This is a genomic window from Halococcus hamelinensis 100A6, assembly GCF_000336675.1.
GTDB classification, from domain to species: domain Archaea; phylum Halobacteriota; class Halobacteria; order Halobacteriales; family Halococcaceae; genus Halococcus; species Halococcus hamelinensis.
In genome coordinates this window covers 60,006-79,936 of the sequence record NZ_AOMB01000033.1, presented here as the reverse complement: position 1 = coordinate 79,936, position 19,931 = coordinate 60,006, and the positions used below count along the sequence as shown (strand labels likewise).

23 protein-coding genes and 1 pseudogene are annotated in these 19,931 nt (G+C 64.0%); 5 read left to right on the top strand and 19 right to left on the bottom strand.

Annotation, left to right across the window (positions count from 1 at the left end):
• Nucleotides 1–78 precede the first annotated feature (78 nt).
• The 3 genes and pseudogenes from C447_RS11860 to C447_RS11855 all read right to left on the bottom strand — a co-directional run bounded on the left by C447_RS11860 (nucleotide 79) and on the right by C447_RS11855 (nucleotide 1,805).
• Complete coding sequence (locus tag C447_RS11860; RefSeq protein WP_007694169.1) at nucleotides 79–711, bottom strand: hypothetical protein; 633 nt, start codon at nucleotides 709–711, stop codon at nucleotides 79–81.
• A gap of 12 nt (nucleotides 712–723) precedes the next feature.
• Nucleotides 724–780: pseudogene (locus C447_RS18600) on the bottom strand (hypothetical protein); the annotation flags it as partial.
• A 353-nt stretch (nucleotides 781–1,133) separates the two neighbouring features.
• Nucleotides 1,134–1,805 (bottom strand): helix-turn-helix domain-containing protein, encoded by a 672-nt coding sequence (locus tag C447_RS11855; RefSeq protein WP_007694167.1) that lies wholly within the window; start codon nucleotides 1,803–1,805, stop codon nucleotides 1,134–1,136.
• 453 nt (nucleotides 1,806–2,258) lie between these two features.
• Here C447_RS11855 and C447_RS11850 point away from each other — a divergent pair, with 453 nt between their 5' ends.
• Nucleotides 2,259–2,438, top strand: coding sequence for a hypothetical protein (locus C447_RS11850; protein ID WP_029601630.1), 180 nt, complete (start codon nucleotides 2,259–2,261; stop codon nucleotides 2,436–2,438).
• A gap of 1,378 nt (nucleotides 2,439–3,816) precedes the next feature.
• Nucleotides 3,817–4,407, top strand: a complete 591-nt coding sequence (locus C447_RS11845) for a YdeI/OmpD-associated family protein (protein ID WP_007694166.1) — start codon at nucleotides 3,817–3,819, stop codon at nucleotides 4,405–4,407.
• Nucleotides 4,408–4,694: 287 nt separating this feature from the next.
• Here the strand turns inward: C447_RS11845 and C447_RS11840 are convergent, their stop codons facing one another.
• Complete coding sequence (locus C447_RS11840) at nucleotides 4,695–5,504, bottom strand: N-acyl homoserine lactonase family protein (protein WP_010612093.1); 810 nt, start codon at nucleotides 5,502–5,504, stop codon at nucleotides 4,695–4,697.
• A gap of 196 nt (nucleotides 5,505–5,700) precedes the next feature.
• Between C447_RS11840 and C447_RS11835 the strand changes: the two genes are divergently transcribed.
• Nucleotides 5,701–5,955, top strand: a complete 255-nt coding sequence (locus C447_RS11835; RefSeq protein WP_010612094.1) for a YrhK family protein — start codon at nucleotides 5,701–5,703, stop codon at nucleotides 5,953–5,955.
• Between the two features lie 685 nt (nucleotides 5,956–6,640).
• Here C447_RS11835 and C447_RS11830 read toward each other — a convergent pair.
• Nucleotides 6,641–6,946, bottom strand: coding sequence for a chorismate mutase (locus C447_RS11830; protein ID WP_029601770.1), 306 nt, complete (start codon nucleotides 6,944–6,946; stop codon nucleotides 6,641–6,643).
• A complete protein-coding gene (locus tag C447_RS11825) occupies nucleotides 6,904–7,749 on the bottom strand; it encodes a shikimate kinase (RefSeq protein ID WP_007694162.1) in 846 nt (281 codons plus the stop codon). Before C447_RS11825 ends, C447_RS11830 begins: the two co-directional genes overlap by 43 nt.
• 78 nt (nucleotides 7,750–7,827) lie before the next feature.
• Between C447_RS11825 and C447_RS11820 the strand changes: the two genes are divergently transcribed.
• On the top strand, nucleotides 7,828–8,253 hold the full coding sequence (locus C447_RS11820) for a DUF5796 family protein (RefSeq protein WP_007694161.1): 426 nt from the start codon (nucleotides 7,828–7,830) through the stop codon (nucleotides 8,251–8,253).
• Here C447_RS11820 and C447_RS11815 read toward each other — a convergent pair whose 3' ends face one another.
• The 7 genes from C447_RS11815 to C447_RS11785 all read right to left on the bottom strand — a co-directional run bounded on the left by C447_RS11815 (nucleotide 8,254) and on the right by C447_RS11785 (nucleotide 12,987).
• Nucleotides 8,254–8,616: a hypothetical protein gene (locus C447_RS11815; RefSeq protein WP_007694159.1), complete on the bottom strand. Its 363-nt coding sequence runs from the start codon at nucleotides 8,614–8,616 to the stop codon at nucleotides 8,254–8,256. It abuts the gene before it with no gap.
• Entirely contained in the window at nucleotides 8,616–8,855 is a 240-nt protein-coding gene (locus C447_RS11810; protein WP_007694157.1) for an amphi-Trp domain-containing protein, read from the bottom strand. The genes C447_RS11815 and C447_RS11810 overlap by 1 nt, the downstream gene beginning before the upstream one ends.
• Before the next feature lie 104 nt (nucleotides 8,856–8,959).
• A complete protein-coding gene (locus C447_RS11805; RefSeq protein ID WP_007694155.1) occupies nucleotides 8,960–9,760 on the bottom strand; it encodes an enoyl-CoA hydratase/isomerase family protein in 801 nt (266 codons plus the stop codon).
• A 77-nt stretch (nucleotides 9,761–9,837) separates the two neighbouring features.
• A complete protein-coding gene (locus C447_RS11800) occupies nucleotides 9,838–10,890 on the bottom strand; it encodes a DUF4332 domain-containing protein (RefSeq protein WP_007694153.1) in 1,053 nt (350 codons plus the stop codon).
• A 25-nt stretch (nucleotides 10,891–10,915) separates the two neighbouring features.
• The gene (locus tag C447_RS11795) at nucleotides 10,916–11,713 is read right to left on the bottom strand and encodes a shikimate dehydrogenase (protein ID WP_007694151.1); all 798 of its coding nucleotides are present in this window, start codon (nucleotides 11,711–11,713) and stop codon (nucleotides 10,916–10,918) included.
• A gap of 46 nt (nucleotides 11,714–11,759) precedes the next feature.
• Complete coding sequence (locus C447_RS11790) at nucleotides 11,760–12,173, bottom strand: hypothetical protein (protein WP_007694149.1); 414 nt, start codon at nucleotides 12,171–12,173, stop codon at nucleotides 11,760–11,762.
• A gap of 46 nt (nucleotides 12,174–12,219) precedes the next feature.
• Complete coding sequence (locus C447_RS11785) at nucleotides 12,220–12,987, bottom strand: GNAT family N-acetyltransferase (RefSeq protein ID WP_007694147.1); 768 nt, start codon at nucleotides 12,985–12,987, stop codon at nucleotides 12,220–12,222.
• A 174-nt stretch (nucleotides 12,988–13,161) separates the two neighbouring features.
• Between C447_RS11785 and C447_RS11780 the strand changes: the two genes are divergently transcribed.
• Nucleotides 13,162–13,866, top strand: a complete 705-nt coding sequence (locus C447_RS11780) for an HD domain-containing protein (RefSeq protein WP_007694145.1) — start codon at nucleotides 13,162–13,164, stop codon at nucleotides 13,864–13,866.
• Here the strand turns inward: C447_RS11780 and C447_RS11775 are convergent.
• The 6 genes from C447_RS11775 to C447_RS11750 form a co-directional block, all read right to left on the bottom strand.
• The gene (locus C447_RS11775; RefSeq protein WP_007694142.1) at nucleotides 13,855–14,532 is read right to left on the bottom strand and encodes a LysE family translocator; all 678 of its coding nucleotides are present in this window, start codon (nucleotides 14,530–14,532) and stop codon (nucleotides 13,855–13,857) included. The genes C447_RS11780 and C447_RS11775 overlap by 12 nt on opposite strands.
• Before the next feature lie 430 nt (nucleotides 14,533–14,962).
• Entirely contained in the window at nucleotides 14,963–15,307 is a 345-nt protein-coding gene (locus C447_RS11770; protein ID WP_007694140.1) for a helix-turn-helix transcriptional regulator, read from the bottom strand.
• 24 nt (nucleotides 15,308–15,331) lie between these two features.
• Nucleotides 15,332–16,081, bottom strand: coding sequence for an NRDE family protein (locus C447_RS11765; protein WP_007694138.1), 750 nt, complete (start codon nucleotides 16,079–16,081; stop codon nucleotides 15,332–15,334).
• Nucleotides 16,082–16,427: 346 nt separating this feature from the next.
• Entirely contained in the window at nucleotides 16,428–17,903 is a 1,476-nt protein-coding gene (locus C447_RS11760; protein WP_007694136.1) for a class I adenylate-forming enzyme family protein, read from the bottom strand.
• A 3-nt stretch (nucleotides 17,904–17,906) separates the two neighbouring features.
• Nucleotides 17,907–18,926 carry an o-succinylbenzoate synthase gene (gene menC / locus C447_RS11755; RefSeq protein ID WP_007694134.1) on the bottom strand — a complete coding sequence of 340 codons (1,020 nt, stop codon included), beginning with the start codon at nucleotides 18,924–18,926 and terminating at the stop codon, nucleotides 17,907–17,909.
• A complete protein-coding gene (locus C447_RS11750) occupies nucleotides 18,923–19,867 on the bottom strand; it encodes a 1,4-dihydroxy-2-naphthoate polyprenyltransferase (protein WP_007694133.1) in 945 nt (314 codons plus the stop codon). Before C447_RS11750 ends, menC begins: the two co-directional genes overlap by 4 nt.
• Nucleotides 19,868–19,931 lie beyond the last annotated feature (64 nt).

Here is a 19,931-nt window from a genome sequence, read left to right as displayed (position 1 = left end):
TCAGCACTCACTTGACCGAGTCCGGTTTTCGAATCCACGGCGAGTCGTTGCAGTAGTACGTTATCTCCCGTCGCGTGCCTACTCCTCTTCGGCAGGGTCCCGAATGTCCTGCAGCCCATATGAGAGTAACCGCCGAGCGATAACGATCAGCCCATTCGAGAAGCCATCCCCGTATATCGCTCGCTCAATCAGTTCACTGCCTTCAGTCGGGGTCCGTGAACTCACGAGGATTTCGGTCCGGTCGACCATCAGTAGTACCCCGATCGAGGCTTCCTCTACCTCCGTCTCAGGCCCCTCAAGCCACTCCAGACCGGTTTCGAACACTTCCGCGCTCGGGACGTGATCACGGATCGCGTCGCGGGTTTCCGACTGGAGCGCGCCAACGAGCACGTCCGTTCCAGTCGTGGCGGCCTCTTCGAGGCTCTCGTAGAGGTCGTCGGTGAGCACGGCTTCGGATCCAACGACGAGAAACACCTCCTCGTCCGCGGCGTTGACCATCTCCTGGGCACGCGCCGCGATCGAAGTAGTACCTGTAAGCGACCAGACTTCGTGGGAACGCTGCTCGGCGCTCTCTTGTCGGCTCTCGATATCGTGCAGTGCTTGGTCCAATTCGTCGATGCGGGACGAGTACTGGTCCGCGAGCACGACGACCGCCTCGTTGACTCCGATGGCGCGGAAGCGCTGTGGATTCCCCTGCTGGATCTCGACCAATCCCTTGGATTCGAGGACTCGAACGGCCTCGTAGACGCGGGTACGGGGAACCTCCGCAGTGTCACTGATNGAATGGGAGCCTCGTGAGTGCCGCGAAACACTTCGCTTCGTACTCCTTGAGCCCGAGCTCCTGGAGCAGCTCTATCGCCTCCGCTTCGATCGCGCTTACCAAGGTCCAACCACCGATTAAGCAATTGGTCTTGAGAACGTATATGTCTCTTCCCGAGTTGACTCCTTTCCACGACGATATCCTAAGCAAGCCCACCTTCTTTATGAACGTTCTCAGTCGCCGTACGAGACGCTACTGAACGAGTGGACGGTCTTGTTACCCGAATCCTCACAAAAAGTCTTTAGCCGATGGGGTAGAAGGGAGGAGTGGCCCTCGATCAGTACTTCCAACCACCGTACTGATCGGGTGCCATTTACTTCGCCTCGAGAGCACTCTCCGGGGAAGAAGCCCATAGTGTGTCGAATCTGCCGTCTCCGAGAAGGTTCGAGAGGCCACGTCGAAGGCGTTCGGATGCCGCCTGATCGGAGATGCCACACTCGGCGGCGAGCTCGATCATACTGATCCCACGCGGGACCTCGAAGTATCCATGTTCGACAGCCAATGCAATGACTTCGCGCTGCGACGACGTGAGTGACTGAAAGTTGAGCGGGGATCCTGAACTAGCGTCACTAAGGCTGTTCAGCGAGAACTGAATGTCTTGTTCGAGACACCAGTCCCGATACGTACTCAGGGCTTCATGATCTGGGAACTCCATTCGGACCGTCGCTCCGTGACGCGTGATGGTCGCNAGGACACTCCCAAGGGAGGTCCAATCCCAGTAGGTAGTCTCCGAGACGGGCACCCAAATCTGATAGAGCGCCTGGTCGTCTTCGGAGCGGAGATGCTGGCTTCCTTTCACCGTTTCCGAGCGTTCGAGTTCGGTTTCGAACGCCGTCCAGCGGTCCGTCTCAGCCCAGACCGTCACGGAGAGGGAGTCAGGGCTGCACGCAACGGCCTGCTCGACTTCGAGTCGGAGGTCGGGGACCTCCTCGAAAAGCGAGTCGTAGACCGGAGTATCGAGTTGGTAGGTCGCGATGAGGCTCATCTCCTCGCTCCCTTTAGAACCCGATTTCCCCGGGGCTGATGAGAGCGCTGTTCGGACGTACGAATCTCCTGTTCCGGTGTGGAAGTCTCCGTCCACTGGCTTGCATACTTCATCCCAACCACCTAGCGCCGTTTTGTCGCTACTGGTTCCCACCCTCCGAGCGTGTTATATGTGTGTTTGTGTTGCATGGTTTCGGAATTCGATCAAAGTACCCCCGTATTACGATTCTCTTTCTTCTACTTTTGCGTCTCGATATAGAAGGATAATCATAATACGGTGGTTTATAATTTCCATTGGGGAAGCTAGTGGATATACGGAAAAAATCGTCCCGAATCCGTATTGATTTCTCGCGCGCACTCTCTGTGAACCTGCAAATGTAGGGCTAGTTCTCGGGTGGACGAAGCCAACACCAGAATAACTTTGTCGGTATATATCGTGTGTCGGCGTGCTACTATGGACGGTAAAGAATTCGAACAGCAACTCCACCAGCTCGTCGCAAAGGCAGACGAAAACGATGTGTCGCTCCTCGGCTGTTACGATTTCCAGACTGGTAAGGTCAGCAACCGAAGCCTCCAGCTCGAAGTTACGGAAGTTGCCAGTGATACCGGGTCCCGGCTCCTCTCGAGAGAATAGCTCCCAGGACCGATTTCGGGTCGGATTCTGTTCTCATTCGACGAGCGTAGGCTCCATTGCTACCCATGTCTTCTGTTCTTCTCCTTGCATGTAGAGGATCAGGTAGGCGTGAAGGGACAGAGAACTCCGTGCGTTGGAGTGGTTTGGAGCTCCAAACCTCTCTAGCATCACCCAACCACCACCCTTCGCGTCCATCTACCGACACCTGATAGCGACCGAACGGAGTGTCAGCGCTCAATGTCCGAAAGTCGCCATTCACTGTTTGATCAACTCCTGGATCGCGCTGAGAGCCAAGTTGTTTCTGCGAGACTTGGTCCCTCTCCCCGTCTAGAGATGCTCTCGCAGTAGCGAGCGAGCTCTCGAAGTCTATTTAGCCAGGATCAAGCACCATCTCATCAAGTCGTATACGATGAGATAGCGGGTGGAGACGTTCTTTCGGGACATCAAGCAGTATCTTGGTTGAGGAAACCACGAGCTCCGGCACGCTGCAAGTGACAATCAGCATTGGCACCTGCTGGGATTGACTCACAGCCTCCTCAAACTTTGTGCCGCAGATAGTGCCCTCGGAACGATTCTCGTATACGCGAGCTCGGTACGTAACGACACCAAACGCTCCTAGCGTGAAAGCGTTCAAACCCCCTCACGTGGGCGCTCAACAGTCCCGACCACAGTATTGACGATCTCATCACCAGACCGCGGTTCGTTTAATGTACGAAATCAAGTATTCAGACAACTACTCGTGAGAAGTCATGACCTCCACAACGATGACAGGTTTTTCCGGGTTTGTGGCTCGCGGGTATGACACCGGTCGTCGTGTCTTTCGTCGGATGGATCTTTCCACATTCATCACACATAAGCAACTGACTCTCCGATTCATTCTCCTCTCCTACCTCTGGGTTTACAACTACTTTAGTCATCTTTGAAAAGACTCTCAGAGGTCACATATAGATTGTGAGCATGGCTTTCCCGGGGCTCCTCTTCGAAGAGGCGTCTATGTATACGACCTTTCGTGGCGCTGACTGACAAGTATGGGCAGTTGCCGATAGTGACAGCACAGAATACACTCACGCTGTTGTAAAAGCAAATCGGAGTCAGATGGCCGATCAGTAGTTCGGTCGAAAGTATAGGTTTGATCACATCTTTCTCCAGTGTTCTCTCGGATTTCCTTCTAATCAGGTCATCAACACCAATCGAATGCTCTACCCCGCTTCGGTGACGATCTGATTGTGCTATTCCACTGATATCATGCATCACAGCCTCTCTATACTTGCTGTAGTCTTATCTTCAAGCGGCGCGCAGAAGTCGAGGCTGGGACTCTCAATGTATAGAAGGAATCGTGAGGTGCAAGTTCAATAGACACTGTTGGTTGCTCACTACTATGAACTCGAACCTACAGTTCTTCACGTCACGGATAGCATTTCGTACTTGGCTCGAATCAAATCACGATAGTGCCGACGAGGTATGGCTTGGCTATTACAAAAAGGACGCAGAACGGACCGGTATTGAGTACGGTGAATCAGTTGAAGAAGCCATCTGCTTCGGCTGGATCGACGGCCTCGTCAACGGGATCGATGACGAAACATACAAGCGGCGGTTCACTCCGCGCAAACCGAACAGCAAGTGGTCCAAAATCAACACAGAGCGCGCTCAAGCGATGGTCCAAGCCGGGAAGATGACCTCCGCTGGCATAGAACTCATTGAAGCGGCCAAGGAGTCCGGTGAATGGGACGAGGCCTATCGCGTCGGCGAAGACCACAAGGTTCCACCTGCACTCAGGGACGCCTTACAACAGAATCAAACAGCGTGGATGAACTTCCGAAACTTGTCCAATACGGATCAGCATACCTATATAACGTCGGTGGAGGAGGCGAAAACGACAGAGACGAGGGAAAATCGTATCGAGAGAATTGTTGAACTAGCTGCAGAAGATCTCCCGCCGTATGATAAGAACGGGAAGCGGAGAGTGTGATCAACTCTTCGCCAGACCTGTACTCGCTTTCGTAATAATTACTCCATCGGTTAGTCCATTTCCGGGTCGGTCAGCATAGCGAAGAGTTCGCAAATGTCCGCAGGATTCCTGCAACGACTAGGCGTTCCAGAGGAGCAGAGCCATCCAATCCGACCCTACTGAAAGACCTGCCCAAGGACTTCGACGAGTTGTGGGTCGGCGGTCTCTTCCGGCCCATTTCTCACTCACTGAGGGATAGTCGCAGTACACAAGTGCTCGAAAACAGTGGCTGACCCACTGATCTGTTGTTAGACGAGGCTTTCCGGTGGTTCTGGAAGTTCTTCGAAATGGTCGCGGTCGTGAGCGAGGTATACAGCCGCATCTTCCGTCCGTTCGAGATTTCGGATCTTTCGATTCGAGCGGATTGCGGCCTCGGTATCCCACGCAAACGCTGGCTGCAATTCCGTCTCGTAGGCCTCCTGAGTGAACGCGAGGTCAGCCCCGAGGATGACTGTACCCGCATCCTCTAGTTCAACCCTCACTGCTTGATGACCCGGAGAGTGACCCGGCGTCGGGATGCATTCGATGGTCCCGTCACCGAATACATCATAGTTCCCACTGATCGCGGTCACACTGTATTCCGAGGAGTGAAACACACCGAAGTCACCTTCGACGTAGAGATTCTGCTGAATAGGGTCGGCAGGCCACCATGCGTATTCGAGTTCATCCTGCTGGACGATGAATTCGGAGTCCGGGAACTCGCGAATATCACCTGCATGGTCGAGGTGGAGGTGAGTCATGACGACATACTCGATTTCATCAGGGTCGTAGCCGAGGTCAGTGACCTGGTTGGCCGCTTTTTGGTCCTCGTTCATCTCGATCTCGTCAGCAGCGAACTCGCTGATATAGCCCGCACCATACGGACCATATTCCTCCGGGTTTTGGAGCATCTCATAGCTCGTTCCGGTATCGATTAGCACCGTGCCTTCGGGATGGTCGACCACGTAGAACGGGGTGAGTGAAGGATACGTCTCACCCGGCTTTTGATTGCGCATCATCGCACTGTACTCGTACTCCCAATCCGCAGTGTTCAGCGCATATAGTTCTGGTCGAGCCATATACGAAAACGTAACTCGCGAGTTATGCGAAGATGGTGCTTTGGTGTGCAAAGAGTGGACGATACACCCATCAGGTCTGTCGGATGCTTCGTTCGAATCCGTTGTAAGAGTTCGATGGGTGGATACTCCATCTATAAATGCCGATCCTACGAACAGAAATGCTTACCAAAGATGGGTAATGGTCGCACATGGGACAATGGAAACCGAAACGTATCAGCAGATACACCTCCCAGATAGCGACGAGTTAGAGGAGTTCTTCGCGGAATACGAATGGATCCATCTGACTCTGGGAGTCGTCGGAAACATGCTGTTCTTCAGTGGCAGTATCCTGTTCCTCTTCGAAGACCAACTACAGACGGTCGGTATATGGGCGTTCATCGTTGGCTCGTTTCTCATGCTCGTTGGCTCGGTGGGTAACGCGCTGGTCAAATACGTCCGAGACAGATGGTAGGTCCCTAATTCTCCTTACTGCAGGCAGGAACAGGAGGGCCTTGTCAACCAGATCAGGGCCTACTGCACCTCACGTGACCTAACACACGCGTTTCTCACTTGAGACAGCAACCGTGATAGCGCCGCCAAAAAACCCCGACCCTCCGGGTTGGCCAAAGTCCGAGCGCGTACCCACGGAGCGCTCGCCCACCTTCACGGTCCTACTCGCGCTCACAGAGCGCCGTGCGGGCTTTTGCAGGCAGAGAGATGCCTGAAAGTGTTTCAGAGATCCCAACGTTGCTCAGCTATCGATAGGTTTGCTGGCGGAACTTCATCTGGGCTCTCACCTATATCACCTGTCAATATTCTATATCGGCACGAATCATCCGCAGGAGAGCGGTTAGCCCGCTCCGAGAACCGGTGGTGGGCTGGATATTCGGAAGCACGGCGAATCCGCCGAGCGATTCGGCGCTCCCCTCTGTAACGCGAGTACCCCGTACTCACACCTCTGCTATCCCCGCCATCCGACCGCCCGCTCCGGTGCTGGAGGCGACAATGGGCTCAGGTCCCGCATCGACGGCGGGGATGAGAGTGCGGACTTCCAACGCTGTCGAACCACCATTCGAGGACGGAACGGTCCCCGTATCGAAGTAGCGTCATCCGAACGAGGACCGAAGAGCGGTCGTTCTCCGAAACTGAACCCGAGACTACCGCGATTCGCGCTGCTCGACCTTGTTCAGTTCGATCAACAGCCGGAACATCGCCTTCACGAGGTTGTCGTCGACATCGAAGCGCTGGGCGTTCTCGCCGGCACGGTCCATCACGCGCTGTTCCTGGGATTCGTCGGTGGTCGGCAGTCCCTGGTCGCGCTTGACGTTCGCGATGGTCTCGGCGACGTAGGTTCGCTGGGCGATGTGCTCGACGATCTCGCGGTCGATAGTCTCGATCTCCTCGCGGAGTTCGTCGAGGTTCATCCCATCCGTGCGCCGTCGGTCCGTGTCGTCGTCAGCCATGTGTCTCCCTCGTAGTCGTCCCACGCCTCTTGTACTTTCTCTAGTGCCTCGCGCTCGCCGACCGCGGTGTAGCTCGACCCGCTTCCCGACAGCGAGGTGCCCGCGGCGTGGGGGAGCGCATCGAGCAGCGGGTCGGTCGGGAAGTCGAGCGCCGCACAGAAGGCGAAGCCGTTCACCGTCATCGCGCGTTCGTAGGCTCCGTCGAACGCGAGGTCGGCCACGAGGTCGGCCAGCGGAGCGACGCGCTCGCACCGCTCAATGTCCGCATCGGCGCTGAACGCCCGCTCGTCCGGCATCCAGATCAGGACGTCCCAGTCGACCTCGCCGGTGTGGAGGAGTTCGGTCGTGGTGTTGTCCGCCAGCACCGCGCCGCCGAACATGCTCGCACGCGCGCCGGCGGCACACCCGGTGATGGTGATGCCCGCGTCCTTCGCCGCCCGGATCCCGAGATCGAGGGCCGCTTCGCGCGGTATCTCGCGACCCAGCGCGTTGAGCGTCGCCAGCACCACCGCGTTCGCCGCCGCGCTCGAACTCTTCAGTCCCGCCGCCATCGGCACCTCGCTCTCGGTCCTCACCCGTCCACCCTCGCCGTCGCCGTACTCTTCGACCACAAGTTCGACGCACCGCTCGATCAAGTAGGTGTCGGCGTCGGGTGCGCCCTCGATTGCTCCCGTTATCGAGTGGTCGTCAGTGAGTTCCACAGCGGCGGTCGTCTCGCGGTCGATGGCGAACGCGCCGCCCGTGCCGGTGGCGAGCGCGTTCAGGATCGTGCCCGCCCCTGGCGCGCTCGCGTGCCCTTCCATGCCCCGGCATCCGCGCGACCGCACTTACCGCTGGCGGTCGGACGCGGCGCTTTTGGGCCGTCCATCCCTCTCCCCGTCATGAGCCAGCACAGTGAGGTCTCGCCGGACACCCTCCCGCTCGAACTCACCGAGGCCGGCATCGCGGTCGAGTACACCGACGGTCGCGAGGTGTTCTATCACGGTATCCCTGCGAAAGTCGACGGGAGCTACACCACCGCACCGGGAAAGGAGGTTCACGTCCTCGTGACCGACCCTACCGAAACTGAAGGCGTGCTCGTCTACGTCAATGATCGCACGACCGCCGACGAGATCATCGAGAACACCGGGGTCGGGCGGGTCTTCGTCGACGACGGGGACGAAACCACGCTCTTTCCCGGCGTCAGTGTGGCTGCCGGGAGCTATCGGATTACCATCGAGGCGGACCCAGGAGTAGCTCGTGGACGGGTGTTCGTCTTCGAGGAGGACGAGATGGGAGAACGGAGCGTCGAGGTCGTCGGCGAGTAACTAGATCCCGGGCACGCCGAGCGCGTCGGGCGTGACGATTCCGACCGTGGCGAGCGCGTAGACGACAACATAGATGACGATCACCGCGACGAGACCGATGCCGGCGGCGGTGACCCAGCCGCCCGGGTAGCGCCAGTTGATGACCCCGACCCAGATGACGAACATCAGGAGCGGGCCGAGCAGCGGGATCCAACCGAGGAAGAAACTCGCGAGCCCCCACACGAGCGCGCCGATCAGCGCTGTGATCGCTGGGTTGACGAAGCCCACGTCGCGGTCGGCCACGAGCCGAACGCCGGCGTAGATGCCGACCGTCCCGAGGATCAGGCTGATGAGGAAGATGACGACGCTGTCGAGGAGTGCCATTACTTCGGCCTCCAGTCCATCTTGATCGTCACCGACTCACGACTTCCCCGGAGGAGGGATGAACTCTCCCGTGCGCCGACCTCGAATCCGACCGCGGTGGGCGGGTGGAGCGTGATGGTCTTGTTGTCGATGTCGACGTCGAACTGCTCGCCGGACTCGAGGTCGTCGGCGATCGTTCGGAGGCGGTCGGCGGCCTCGCTACGGTCGAGTTCGTCCTCGGTGATGTTCTTTTCCGCCATGAGATATTATATAGGGGGTGGTCAGTAATTAAACATTGTGCCAATTCGGACAGGTTCTGCGCCCTGTCCGGGTTTTTCGAGCCCACGACCACCGACCGGGGTCGTCAGCGGCCGGTGAACTCGGGGTCGTAGTCGTCGTCCGCGAAGGCCCGTGCGCCCTCGGCGTGGTCGTCGGTTTCGAGCAGCGTCGCGAACACCCGGCGGTCGTACTTCCGGCCCGCGTGGCGGTCGGATTCGACCGCGACGTTGCCCGAATCCTTTATCGCCCGCACCGCGAGCGGGGGCTTTTCCGCGATGGTCTCGACGAATCCCGCGACTTCCTCCTCGAACTCGTCGTCGGGGTGGACGTGGTTGACGACCCCCGCGTCGGCGGCGCGCTCGGCCGTGATGTGTTCGCCGGTCATCGCGAGCTCCGTCGCGAACGAGGGGTCCGCGAGCCGCGCGACGTACTGGATCCCGCCCGCCCCGGGCAGGATGCCGAGGTCGACCTCGGGAAAGCCCAGCCGGCTCGACTCGCTCGCGAGCCGGAAGTCACAGGCCAGCGCGAGTTCGAGCCCGCCGCCGAGACAGTAGCCGTCGATCTTCGCGATTACGGGCGCGGGGAACTCACCGACCGAGTCCCGCATGGTGTGGGGTTCGAACGCGCCCGGCGAGGTGCCGGAGAACTCGTTGATGTCCGCGCCGGCACAGAAGGCCTTCCCGCCGGCCCCCTCGATGACCACCGCGCGAACCGCGACACCCTCGGCGTCCGCGTCGCGTTCGGCGAGGCGGTCGAGCCCCGTCTCGATCCCCGTTCGCATCCGCGCGTTCAGCGCGTTCAGCGAGTCCGGCCGGTCGAGCGTCAGCGTCGCGATGCCGGACTCCTCGTCGAACGCCACGACCACCGCTTCGAGCTCGTCGTGCATACGGCGACCCGTCGGGTCCCGGGCAGAATACGCTGCCGGTCACGGGAACGCCGGGTCAAGAAAGCGATACTGGGCCGTTACTGCCGTCGGGCCTTCGCGCGCTCGGTCCACTGCTCGACCCGGCTCTCGGAGACTCCGGTCTCGTCGGCGAGGTCGGCGGGGTCGGCGTCCGCGAGGTCCGCGACGGTCTCGACGCCGGCCTCGGCGAGCGTCTCGGAGTACGACGGGCCGATCCCTTTGAGCGCGTCGGTGTCGGCATCCTCGGTTCCCTGGGTGGGCTCGGCGTCGGTCGGCCCGGCGGCCTCGGCGTCCTCGGTCGCGGAGATCGATTCGTTCGTCTCCTCGGTTATCGAACCCGTCGAGCCCGCGGCGTCACCGCCGGCGGCCGCGGACTCCTCGGCGCTCTCGTCGACCGTCTCGTCCGCCGCTCCCTCGGCCGAGGGGTCGTCGTCGGTCGTCTCCGCACCGTCGTGGTCGAGTTCGAGGTCGTCACCATCGCCGCCGTCGGCCGGCCCGGCGGCCTCGGCGTCCTCGGCGGCGGAGGGTGATTCGTTCGTCTCCTCGGTCATCGAGCCCGTCGAGCCCGCCGCGTCGCCCTCGGCTGCCGCCGATTCCTCGGCGCTTTCGTCGCTCGATCCTGCATCGGTCGTGGTGTCCGTCGGTTCGGGCTCGCTCCCGGCCGATCCGGTGACTTCCCCGGGTTCGGCTCCGCCCTCCGCGGACTCGTCGACCATCGACTCCGTCGAGCCCGCCGCGTCGCCCCCCGCGGCCGCCGACTCGTCCTCGCCGCTCCCGACGTCCGCCGTCGCTTCGTCGTCGGTCGCGCCGGCTTCGTCGTGGTCGAGTTCGAGGTCGTCACCACTACCGCCGTCGGTCGGTCCGGCGGCCTCGGCGTCCTCGGCCGCGGAGGGTGACTCGTTCGTCTCCTCGGTCATCGAGCCCGTCGAGCCCGCGGCGTCGCCTTCGGCTGCCGCCGACTCCTCGACGCTTTCGTCGGTGCCCTTCACCGCGGCTTCCGAGCTCGTCTCCGGGTCGGCCGACCGGTCGTCGTCGAACCAGTCGTCCGCGCCGTCCGACCGTCGGTCGTCGTCGAGCCCGAGCAACGATTTGATCGTGTCGATCAACGCCATGTTGCCTGATCCTCTCCCCCGAGACTTAAATACGTGCCCGAAGCGCCCGGTTCATTGCCTCGATGGGTGCCTCGCGCCCGGTCCAGCGTTCGAACGCCGCGACGCCTTGATAGAGCAACATCCAGCCCCCGTCGACCGTCGTCGCGCCCGCCGCCCGTGCGTCCCGCAACAGACGGGTCTCGATCGGCGAGTAGACCGCGTCCAGCACCGCGAGATCGCCGTGGAGCGCGCCCTCGGGCACCGGCGACTCGTCGCCCTCCATCCCGACGCTGGTGGCGTTCACCAGCAGGTCCGCCCCCGCGAGCAATCCATCGAGTTCGTCGAGCCCGTGTCCCGACGCGCCGTCGACCGCTTCAGCGAGGTCGTGGGCCGTCCCGACGGTCCGGTTCGCGATCGAGACCTCGATTCCCTCGTCGGCGAGCGCGAACGCCGCCGCCCGCCCCGCCCCGCCCGCACCGACCAGTACCGCACGACCAGCCAGCGGAACGTCGTGGTGGGCGAACGCCCGCGTGACCCCGACCGCGTCGGTGTTGTGACCCGTGACCTCCTCCCCGCCGAAATCGAGGGTGTTGACCGCCCCGATCCGGGTCGCGAGGTCGTCGGGGTCACAGTGGTCGAGCACGGCCTGTTTGAACGGGATGGTGACGTTCAGCCCCTCGATCCCGAGCGCTCGCGCGCCCTCGATGGCCGTTTCGAGGTCCGACTCGTCGGGTTCGAACGTGACGTAGCGGGCGTCCATCCCGAGTTCGTCGTAGGCCGCCTCGTGCATCGGCGGCGAGAGCGAGTGCGAGACGGGGTTGCCGAGGAGGCCGAACACCTGCATGGAGATGTCGAGGGAGACGTACGGCTAAAACGCACCGAAGGAGATGTTATGCGAGTTCACTGTCCAGAACGATTTTTCCGGCGGTGGCGAACCCACTGATAGCGAACAGCGCTCCTAAACCGAGTACGATTGTCGCACCCTCCTCTCCCACGTCGGAGTACGCCTGAATCGCGAGATACGCACCGAGAATACCGAATCCGAGATAGAGTAGGGCCAAAGCTAGTCTGAAATAGACACTTTCGCCGATCACTCTCGAAAGCTCTCGGAATCGGTCGGAGCGGTATCGAGCCAGCAAGAACGTACCAAATACGAGCTCCAGGGCCGTCAGCCACCCACCATCGAAGTATTCAGTGTGCTCTCCAAGCACGATGAGCGAGAACAGTTCGAGCCCGACCGACAGTACTCCGAGGAAGAGTATGGCGATCCCACCGTAAAGTTCCCACTTCGAGCGCTCGCTCATCGTGTGTTCTATCCGAACACACGTGTCGGGGAAATGTTCGTTTCGATTAGCCGTAGGTCGCGTCCCACCGCGTCGCCTTCCGGAGGTTCCCACAGGAGTTACACTTCACGCGGCCCATGGTGTCCATCGCGTTGTCGAGGCTCTCGCAGTTGGCACAGAAGTAGCCGTACTTGTCCTCCTCGTTCATGCTCGGGTCGGTGTAGGCGGTGAAGAAGGGGCCCTTCTCCCCGCGCTCGACCTCCTCGCTGTTGACGTACATCTCGCGGCCGTCGGGGGTGGTGGCGGTCGCCGGGGAGTCCTCCCGGACCTCCTCGGGCGTCGCTTCCGCGGTGCCGGCCTTCATGTAGATGTTCTCGATGTAGGGCTCGTCGTCGATATCGACGGTGTCGGTGCCGACGTGCTCGAAGTCGAACGACTCGTAGAACTCGTTGCCCTCCTCGTTGTCCTCCAGAACCTTCGCGCGCAGTTGGGCCGCGCCCATCTCGACCAGGTGGTCGCGAGTCTCCTCGAACAGCTCCGCGCCGATGCCCGCACCGCGGTAGGCGGGGTCGACGTGGAGCCAGAGCAGGTCGCCGTTGCCGCCCTCGGTCACGAGGTCGGATTCGGAGAACGCCCTGATCTCCTCGTCCTCCTCGACGACCAGAAAGAGGTAGTCGTCCTCGCCCAGCTTGCGTTCGAGGCGGTCGTCGTCGTACCACTGGGTGATCGCGCCGTCGATCGCCCGCGGGCTGAGCGAGTAGGAGCCTTCCATCGAATCGCGCGCGATCCGCCGGATCGCGTCGCCGTCGTCGATCGTCGCCTCGCGTATCTCCATGCCACCGATTTGTGGGTCAGTAGCATAAACCCCCGGCCGGCGAACTCCCGTCCGGCCCCGGTGGCCCGACGGTCGTGATGGGATAGCTGATGACAGTGTCGTAACGCTAAAGAGATGAACAAACGTTTATCGGAATAACATGACTACGAATCGCGAATCTCGGGGGGTTGCTGCGTGGGCGTCGAGGTGAGGGAATCGCCGGTCTCGGCCGAGGCGTTCGAGGAGATGGAGCGGTTCGTCCGGGGCTACCTCGAAGCCAGCCTCAACAACGAGGGCGAGGGCGGCCGAATGCGGTGGTACCCCTGGCACTCGGCGAGCTACCGGTTCAACCACATCAAGAACGTGGTGGCGATCGCCACCGACATCGCCGAGCACGAGGGCGCGAACGTCGACGTCGTGCGAGTCGCCGCGGTGTTCCACGACGTCTCGAAACTCGAGGCCGAACAGGACCTCCACGCCGAGGCCGGCGCGCGCGTCGCCCGACAGTACCTCGAAACCCACGGCGACTACCCGCCGTCGTTCATCGCGGAGGTCTGTTCGGCGGTCACCGACCACTCCTATCAGGGCCCGCTCACGGAGCTCCCCCTTGAGACACAGTGTCTCATCGAGGCCGACCTTCTCGACAAGATCGGCGCGAACGGCGCGATACTCCTCCTGCTCCGGATGGGCTACGAGTCACGGACCCACATGGACGCCGCCGAGATGGTCTCGCGGGTGGCCGACCGCGGTCGCGACGCCGAGACCCGGATCGAGACCGACCGTGGCGGGAGCATCATCCACCAGCGACTCAAGCGGGTGAAGTGGCTGCGCGAGTGGCTCGAAGAGGAGGTCGCGGGGATGACCGTCGAGGGTGCGGTGACCGACGGGTCATCGAAGTGAGCCGAGCATCGTGAGCGCTTCGCCGAGGAAGACGACCCCGAAGCCAGCGAGCACGACGGCGCTGGCGTAGGCGACCGCCGGTCCGACCCCCGAGGCGCGCCGTTCGGCCGCGACCAGCGTCGCCGGGAACCCCACGACCCAGAGCAGGATACCGGCGAAGAAGCCGACGAGGAGGAGCGGGCTCCCGGTTCGGACCACCAGCAGGCCCGAGAGTTCACCCACCGGAAGCGGTCCGAGCACGTCGATCCGTCCGGGTTCGAGCAGCCCCACGCCGACCGTGAGCCAGAACGCGATCTGGAACGGGTTCGTGATCGCGAGGACGAACGCCTTCCGGAAGCCGCGGCTCTCCGCGGGTGCCTCGTGGGTGGCGGTGGCGTCGCGCGCCGCGCCGACGGCGAAGTAGAGCATGAGAAGGCCGCCGACCGCGAACGCGACGCCGCGGACCGCCGGTACGCGTTCGACGACCGCGACCGCCCCGACGAGCGCGAGCACGAAAAAGCAGGCGTCGGCGGTCATCGCGCCGAGGCCCGCCCGGAAGCCCGCCGTCCAGCCCCGCGCCACGCTCTCCTCCGCGATGACCGCGTTCATCGGACCCGGCGGCGCGGCGACCGAGAGGCCGAACACCATCCCCGCGATCGCCGTCGTCACCGTTCCGAGCACCGTCATTCGTTCGATGTGGGCTCGTTCCCGTGAAAACGGTGTTTATCCGCCTCGACACGTCTTCAGGGCGGTGCCGTAGTGCGATTTTGGGCGATCCTGGGCCGGTTGGCGGGCGGGTCGTCAGCCGCAGCGCGGCCGCGACGGTGCGGCTGCGGCGCGCGGATGGCGCGGTGCGGTTGCGCGGGCGTCGATGGTGCCTGGTGGATGAAGGGCGAGCGCGACTGGAAGGAGCGCGAGGGCTTCGGCGGAGGCGGTGCTGGTGTGGTGCAGTCGCGGGGGAATCAATGATTGTACCGCGAACGAGCCGCAGGTGAGTGAGCGGCAGTTTTTAGTCCATTGGAAGAGCCACGCTCTTCCAAGCTCTGTCTCGCTTCACTCGACAGAACAGGTTTTTGCAAGCGAGCGGAACCCCCCGCAGTAAAAAAGTGGGGTCCGGTTACTCGTAGGCGAGCTGCATGATCCACTGGGAGAAGACGTCGCTCTCGGGTTCGACGTCCTCCTCGCCGACCAGCGGCGAGAGGTTGTTGCCCGCCATCAGGAGCGAGAAATCGAGGTCGCGGGCGACCGGCGAGAGGTAGTAGGTGTTGTGGCCCTCGTAGACGGTGTCCTCGCGTTCGATGAGGTCGCGGTCCTCGAGCGATTCGGCGATCCGGCTGCCCTTCCGGGAGGTGACGTCGAGTTCCTTCCAGAAGTCGCTCTGGTGGATCCCGCCCGTCGTGCGGACGAGTTCGAGACCCGCCCGCTCGTCCTCCGAGAGTTCCTCCTCGACCGTGGTGCTCATACCGGTCGAACGCCGCCGGGTGGGTTAAACCTGACTTTCGACCGGCTCGAACGGCGTGCGACACGGCGGGCCGTCCGCGAACCGATAGGTCGCCTCGTCCGCGTCGTCGACGGTGATCAGCGACGAGGACCGCGTCCCGAAGCCGAACTCCTCGTGGTGGACGCAGACGCCGTAGTCGTGGTCCGAGAGGACGTCGGCCGCGCGTGCGAGCCACCCGTCACCCGTTTCGCCGGGTTCGGGCTGGAGCGCCTCGCGTACCTTGCGGCCGTTCGCGGCCTGGCGCTCGCCCCGTTCGGGCCACGACTCCGGGATCGTGACGTCGCCGATCGCGCCGGTGTTCATCACCACGTGAACCCCGGGGTCGAGGTTTCGGACTCGAAGCTGGCCGGCCCATTCGAGGAGGAGTGCGGCGTTCGCGTCGGCGACCACGAGGTTGAACCCCTCGTATTCGTCGGTCTCGACCGCGCGCTCGGCGACGCGGGCCGCGTCCTCGGCGGATTCGGATTCGAGACAGTCGCGGACGAGCAGCCCGCGCGAGCGCTCGCCCGCGAGGTCGGCGTCGGTCCAGCGGTTCGTGACGGCGACGAACACCCCGAACTCGTTGTAGCCGATCCACGTCCCGCCGGCCTCGGTGTCGGTCGGCGCGACGACCCCCGGGTCGGTCGAGACCCGCTCGGGCGGGTTCGAGGGTCGGTCGACGGATTCGTCGCGGTTGGCCGCCACGGTCACGGGAACGTCCGAGAAGACGTTCCACGCGACAACCAGCGTGCACATAGGTTGGGGTAGGGGGCGAGGCGGCTAAACTCCCCGGCCGGTCAGTCGATGGGACGAGTGAGCCGTCGCCTGACGTTGGTGGCGCTGTGGCGCGCGGCCTGCGGGCCGCTTACGGGCGCGGGCGGCCCGCGACGCCCGTGCGAGGTCTGCGCGAGCGAAGCGAGTGCAGGCTTGGCGGAGCAACGTTCTGCCAGTGGGTTGAACGAGCGAGGACGACGTCCGAACGGGGGGATCGGTCGGGGAGGCCCGTGGCGCGTCGTGGTTGTGGTCGCGGATCCAACGGAACCGGCGATCCCCTTCATAGTCGCTCCCGCAGAGAACGCAAAAAAAGCGAACACTCGATCCCCTATTCGCCGTGGTTGCGGAGATACGCCCGCACCACGTCGCGCTCGACGGTTCCCGAGGCGGTTCGCGGCAACGAGTCGGCGAACGCCATCGCTCGTGGGAGTTTGAAGCCCGCGAGGCGCTCGCGACAGTGCGCGTCGAGCCCCTCGCGATCCACCTCTCGCTCTGCGACGACGACGGCACCGACGCGCTCGCCCCACTCGGGGTCGGGGAGCCCGACGACGGCGACGTCCTCGACCGCGGGATGGTTCCGGAGCACCGCGGCGACCTCTCCCGGGTCGACGAGCTCGCCGCCGGTCTGGATCCGGTCGTCGAGCCGTCCCGTAACCCAGAGCCGACCCGCCGCGTCGCGGTGGCCGACGTCGCCGGTGTGAAAGCCCGCCTCCGAGAACGCGGACGCGGTCGCGTCGTCGTCGCCGTAGTATCCCTCGAAGACCGTCGGACCCGAGACGACGATCTCGCCGGTCTCGCCCGTCTCCACGGGGTTCCCCGCATCGTCGAGCATCGACAGTCGGGTGCCGAACAGCGGTCGGCCGACGGTGCCGGTGTGGGTGATCGCCTCCTCGGGACGGGCGGTGGCGACCTGCGAGGCGGTCTCGGTCATGCCGTAGGTCGGGTGGACGGGGACCCCGCGGCGGGCGCACCGCTCGACGAGTTCGGACGGGGTCGGCGCACCACCTAGCAGGACGAACCGGAGCGAGTCGGGGAGCGAGCCGGCGTCGAGCAGCCGACGGAGCATGGTCGGCACGAGCGAAACCCCGGTACAGTCGTGGTCGTCGAGGGCCGCGAGGGTCGTCTCGGGGTCGAAGCCCCCCTCAGGAAGCACGACGGCCGTGCCGTAGAACGCCGAGCGAAAGATCGGTGCGAACCCGCCCATGTGATAGACCGAGAGCGGGTCGAGCCAGCGGTCGTCGGGGGACGTCCCGAGCCGGAACGCCGAGGCCACCGCGCTCGACCGGAGATTCTCGCCCGTGAGCACGACGAGTTTCGGCTCGCCGGTGGTACCTGACGTGGCGAGCAACAGTGCGGGCCGGTCGGCGGGTCGCGGGGATGGTTCGAAATCTGCTGGGTCGACGGTATCGAGCGCGGTTGCATCGTCCGTGGTGGTTCCGTCGAGCGACGCGACCGGAATCCCGTCCGCCACGTCGACAGCCGTCGCCTCGGTGTCGGCCGCACAGACCAGGGCCGCGAGGTCGGCGCGCTCGACCTGCGAGCCGAGCTCCGACGGGGTGAGTCGGGCGTTGAACGCGACGAGCACGCAGCCGAGGCGCGCCGCGGCGTGGACGAGCTCCACCGCGGCCGGCCGGGTCTCGGTGAGGATCCCGAGGTGGTCACCGGGCCCGAGCCCGAGGGCCGCGAGCCGTCCCGTGACCCGTTCGACCCCGGCATCGAGGTCGGCGTAGCTCCACTCGCGCTCGCCCGCGACGAGCGCGGTCGCGGTCGGCGAGGTCTCGACGCGCTGGCCGAAGACGTCCATGGGTCAGCCCTCCGCCGGGTCGGGTGCGTTTCCCGCTCCCTGGGGTACGTCCGCGTGGCCATCGTCGACGGGTGCGGGGTCGGGGATCAGGTCCGTCGCGAGCCGGTCGGCGGTCGCGAGGCCCGCGGCGGGCGGGTCGGGGAGGCTCGCGGCGACGTGGACCGCACCGGCACGCGCGAGCGCGCCGTCGATGGTGGTCGAGAGCACCGCATCGAGCCCCGCCTCCCGGGCGGCGAGCGCAGCCTCACGGGCGCGGTCCGGCCCGCCGAGCACCATCGGCTTCAGTACCACTCGGTCGGCCGCCCCGGCCTCGACGACCGCCGCAACCGAGTGCTCCGCGAGCGACTCGTCGAGCGCGATGGGGACGTCCCCCCGGAGATCGGAGTGGCCCGCGAGGTCGGTAGACGAGAGGGGCTGTTCGAGGTACGCGAGGTCGAGGTCGGCGAGTTCGGGGAGCGCCCTACGCGCTTCGGACGCGTCCCACGCGGCGTTGGCGTCGGCCCGGAGGGCGATGTCGGCCCCCACCGCCGCCCGGACCGCACGGAGGCGTTCGAGGTCCGCGTCGACGGCTCGCGTGCCGACCTTGACCTTGAGTGTCGTGAACCCCGCCTCGACCGCCTGTCGGGCTTCCGCGACGGTTTCCTCGACCGAGCCATCGCCTATCGTAGCGTTCACCGGGACGCGATCCGTGGAATCGCCGCCGAGGTAGCGGTAAAAGGGGACGTCCGCTGCGCGCGAGCGGGCATCCGCGAGCGCGAGCGCGAGGCCGTGGCGCGCCGCCGGCGCGTCGTCGAGGTCGGCGAGCGCCGCGTCCCAGCCGTCGCAACCCGTCCGCTGCGCCCGTTCGAGCGCGTCCGCGCAGTCGTCGAGTGACTCCGTCCAACCGGGGAGCGGCGACGCCTCGCCGACCCCTCTGGTACCGTCGACCTCGACTCGAACGACGAACCCATCACGGGCGTCGATCGTGCCGTGGGCGGTCGAGAGCGGTGTCGAGAGGCGAAGGGAGAACGGCTCGACCCTCACCCGAGGACCCCCGGCAGGGCGAGGCCGAGCGCGAACAGCGCCGAGTGTGCCGCGAGGAGCTTGCCGACCTGCGAGAGCGCGGGGTTCAGGACGTCGCCGTCGGTCCGGGTCATCACCGTCTCGGCGATGTAGACGGCGTAGGGGACCGTGAGCAACGGTGCGAGCACGAGTAGCGAGAAGCCGGTGAGCCAGAAGACGACGGGGACCGTGTACGCCATCCCGAGCAGGAGGGCGAACTCGACGCGGCTCCAGCGGTAGCCGATGATGACCGCGAGCGAGCGCTTGCCGGCCGCCTCGTCGGTCTCGCGGTCGCGGAGGTTGTTGACCACGAGGATGTTCGTCGAGAGCGCCGCGGCGGGGAGGCTGGCGACGACCGCCGCGAGCGGCAGGGTGTCCGGGGGCAGCCAGAGCGGGAACGCCGTCGCGAGCGCGGCGGCCTGGACGTAGTAGGTCCCGGTGACGGCGACGAGGCCGAAGAAGACGAAGACGAACAGGTCGCCCAGCCCGTAGGAGCCGAACGGGTAGGGCCCGCCGGCGTAGAGGACCCCGGCGGCGACGCTGGCGAGACCGATGACGATGATCGGTACGCCGCCGACGTAGACCAGATAGATCCCGACGAGTATCGCGAGCGCGAACGTCGCGATCATCGCCGACCGGACCTGCGGCGGCGAGATGAGACCCGACTGGGTGACCCGCGTGAACCCCTCGCGGTCGTCGGAGTCGACCCCGGACTTGGCGTCGTAGTAGTCGTTCGCGAAGTTGGTCCCCACCTGGATGAGGAGCGCGCCGACGAGCGCCGCGAGCGCCGGCAACGGCGCGAACACCTCCGTTCCGAGCGCGAGGCCGATGCCGACGACCACCGGCGAGGCCGCCGCCGGGAGGGTCTGCGGGCGTGCGGCCATCAGCCACGCTCGCCGTCGTGAGACCGTCTGTGTTCCCATTACCGGCGATCCGGGATCGACCGGCGTTAACGTTTGGATACGGGTCGGCCCCGTCCGGTGGGTC

Excerpts from the sequence above, each read along its gene's own strand:
- C447_RS11850 (WP_029601630.1), top strand. The coding sequence starts at position 2,259 with ATGGACGGTAAAGAATTCGAACAGCAACTCCACCAGCTCGTCGCAAAG.
- C447_RS11845 (WP_007694166.1), top strand. The coding sequence starts at position 3,817 with ATGAACTCGAACCTACAGTTCTTCACGTCACGGATAGCATTTCGTACT.
- C447_RS11840 (WP_010612093.1), bottom strand. The coding sequence starts at position 5,504 with ATGGCTCGACCAGAACTATATGCGCTGAACACTGCGGATTGGGAGTAC.
- C447_RS11835 (WP_010612094.1), top strand. The coding sequence starts at position 5,701 with ATGGAAACCGAAACGTATCAGCAGATACACCTCCCAGATAGCGACGAG.
- C447_RS11830 (WP_029601770.1), bottom strand. The coding sequence starts at position 6,946 with ATGGCTGACGACGACACGGACCGACGGCGCACGGATGGGATGAACCTC.
- C447_RS11825 (WP_007694162.1), bottom strand. The coding sequence starts at position 7,749 with ATGGAAGGGCACGCGAGCGCGCCAGGGGCGGGCACGATCCTGAACGCG.
- C447_RS11820 (WP_007694161.1), top strand. The coding sequence starts at position 7,828 with ATGAGCCAGCACAGTGAGGTCTCGCCGGACACCCTCCCGCTCGAACTC.
- C447_RS11815 (WP_007694159.1), bottom strand. The coding sequence starts at position 8,616 with ATGGCACTCCTCGACAGCGTCGTCATCTTCCTCATCAGCCTGATCCTC.
- C447_RS11810 (WP_007694157.1), bottom strand. The coding sequence starts at position 8,855 with ATGGCGGAAAAGAACATCACCGAGGACGAACTCGACCGTAGCGAGGCC.
- C447_RS11805 (WP_007694155.1), bottom strand. The coding sequence starts at position 9,760 with ATGCACGACGAGCTCGAAGCGGTGGTCGTGGCGTTCGACGAGGAGTCC.
- C447_RS11800 (WP_007694153.1), bottom strand. The coding sequence starts at position 10,890 with ATGGCGTTGATCGACACGATCAAATCGTTGCTCGGGCTCGACGACGAC.
- C447_RS11795 (WP_007694151.1), bottom strand. The coding sequence starts at position 11,713 with ATGCAGGTGTTCGGCCTCCTCGGCAACCCCGTCTCGCACTCGCTCTCG.
- C447_RS11790 (WP_007694149.1), bottom strand. The coding sequence starts at position 12,173 with ATGAGCGAGCGCTCGAAGTGGGAACTTTACGGTGGGATCGCCATACTC.
- C447_RS11785 (WP_007694147.1), bottom strand. The coding sequence starts at position 12,987 with ATGGAGATACGCGAGGCGACGATCGACGACGGCGACGCGATCCGGCGG.
- C447_RS11775 (WP_007694142.1), bottom strand. The coding sequence starts at position 14,532 with ATGACGGTGCTCGGAACGGTGACGACGGCGATCGCGGGGATGGTGTTC.
- C447_RS11770 (WP_007694140.1), bottom strand. The coding sequence starts at position 15,307 with ATGAGCACCACGGTCGAGGAGGAACTCTCGGAGGACGAGCGGGCGGGT.
- C447_RS11765 (WP_007694138.1), bottom strand. The coding sequence starts at position 16,081 with ATGTGCACGCTGGTTGTCGCGTGGAACGTCTTCTCGGACGTTCCCGTG.
- C447_RS11760 (WP_007694136.1), bottom strand. The coding sequence starts at position 17,903 with ATGGACGTCTTCGGCCAGCGCGTCGAGACCTCGCCGACCGCGACCGCG.
- C447_RS11750 (WP_007694133.1), bottom strand. The coding sequence starts at position 19,867 with ATGGGAACACAGACGGTCTCACGACGGCGAGCGTGGCTGATGGCCGCA.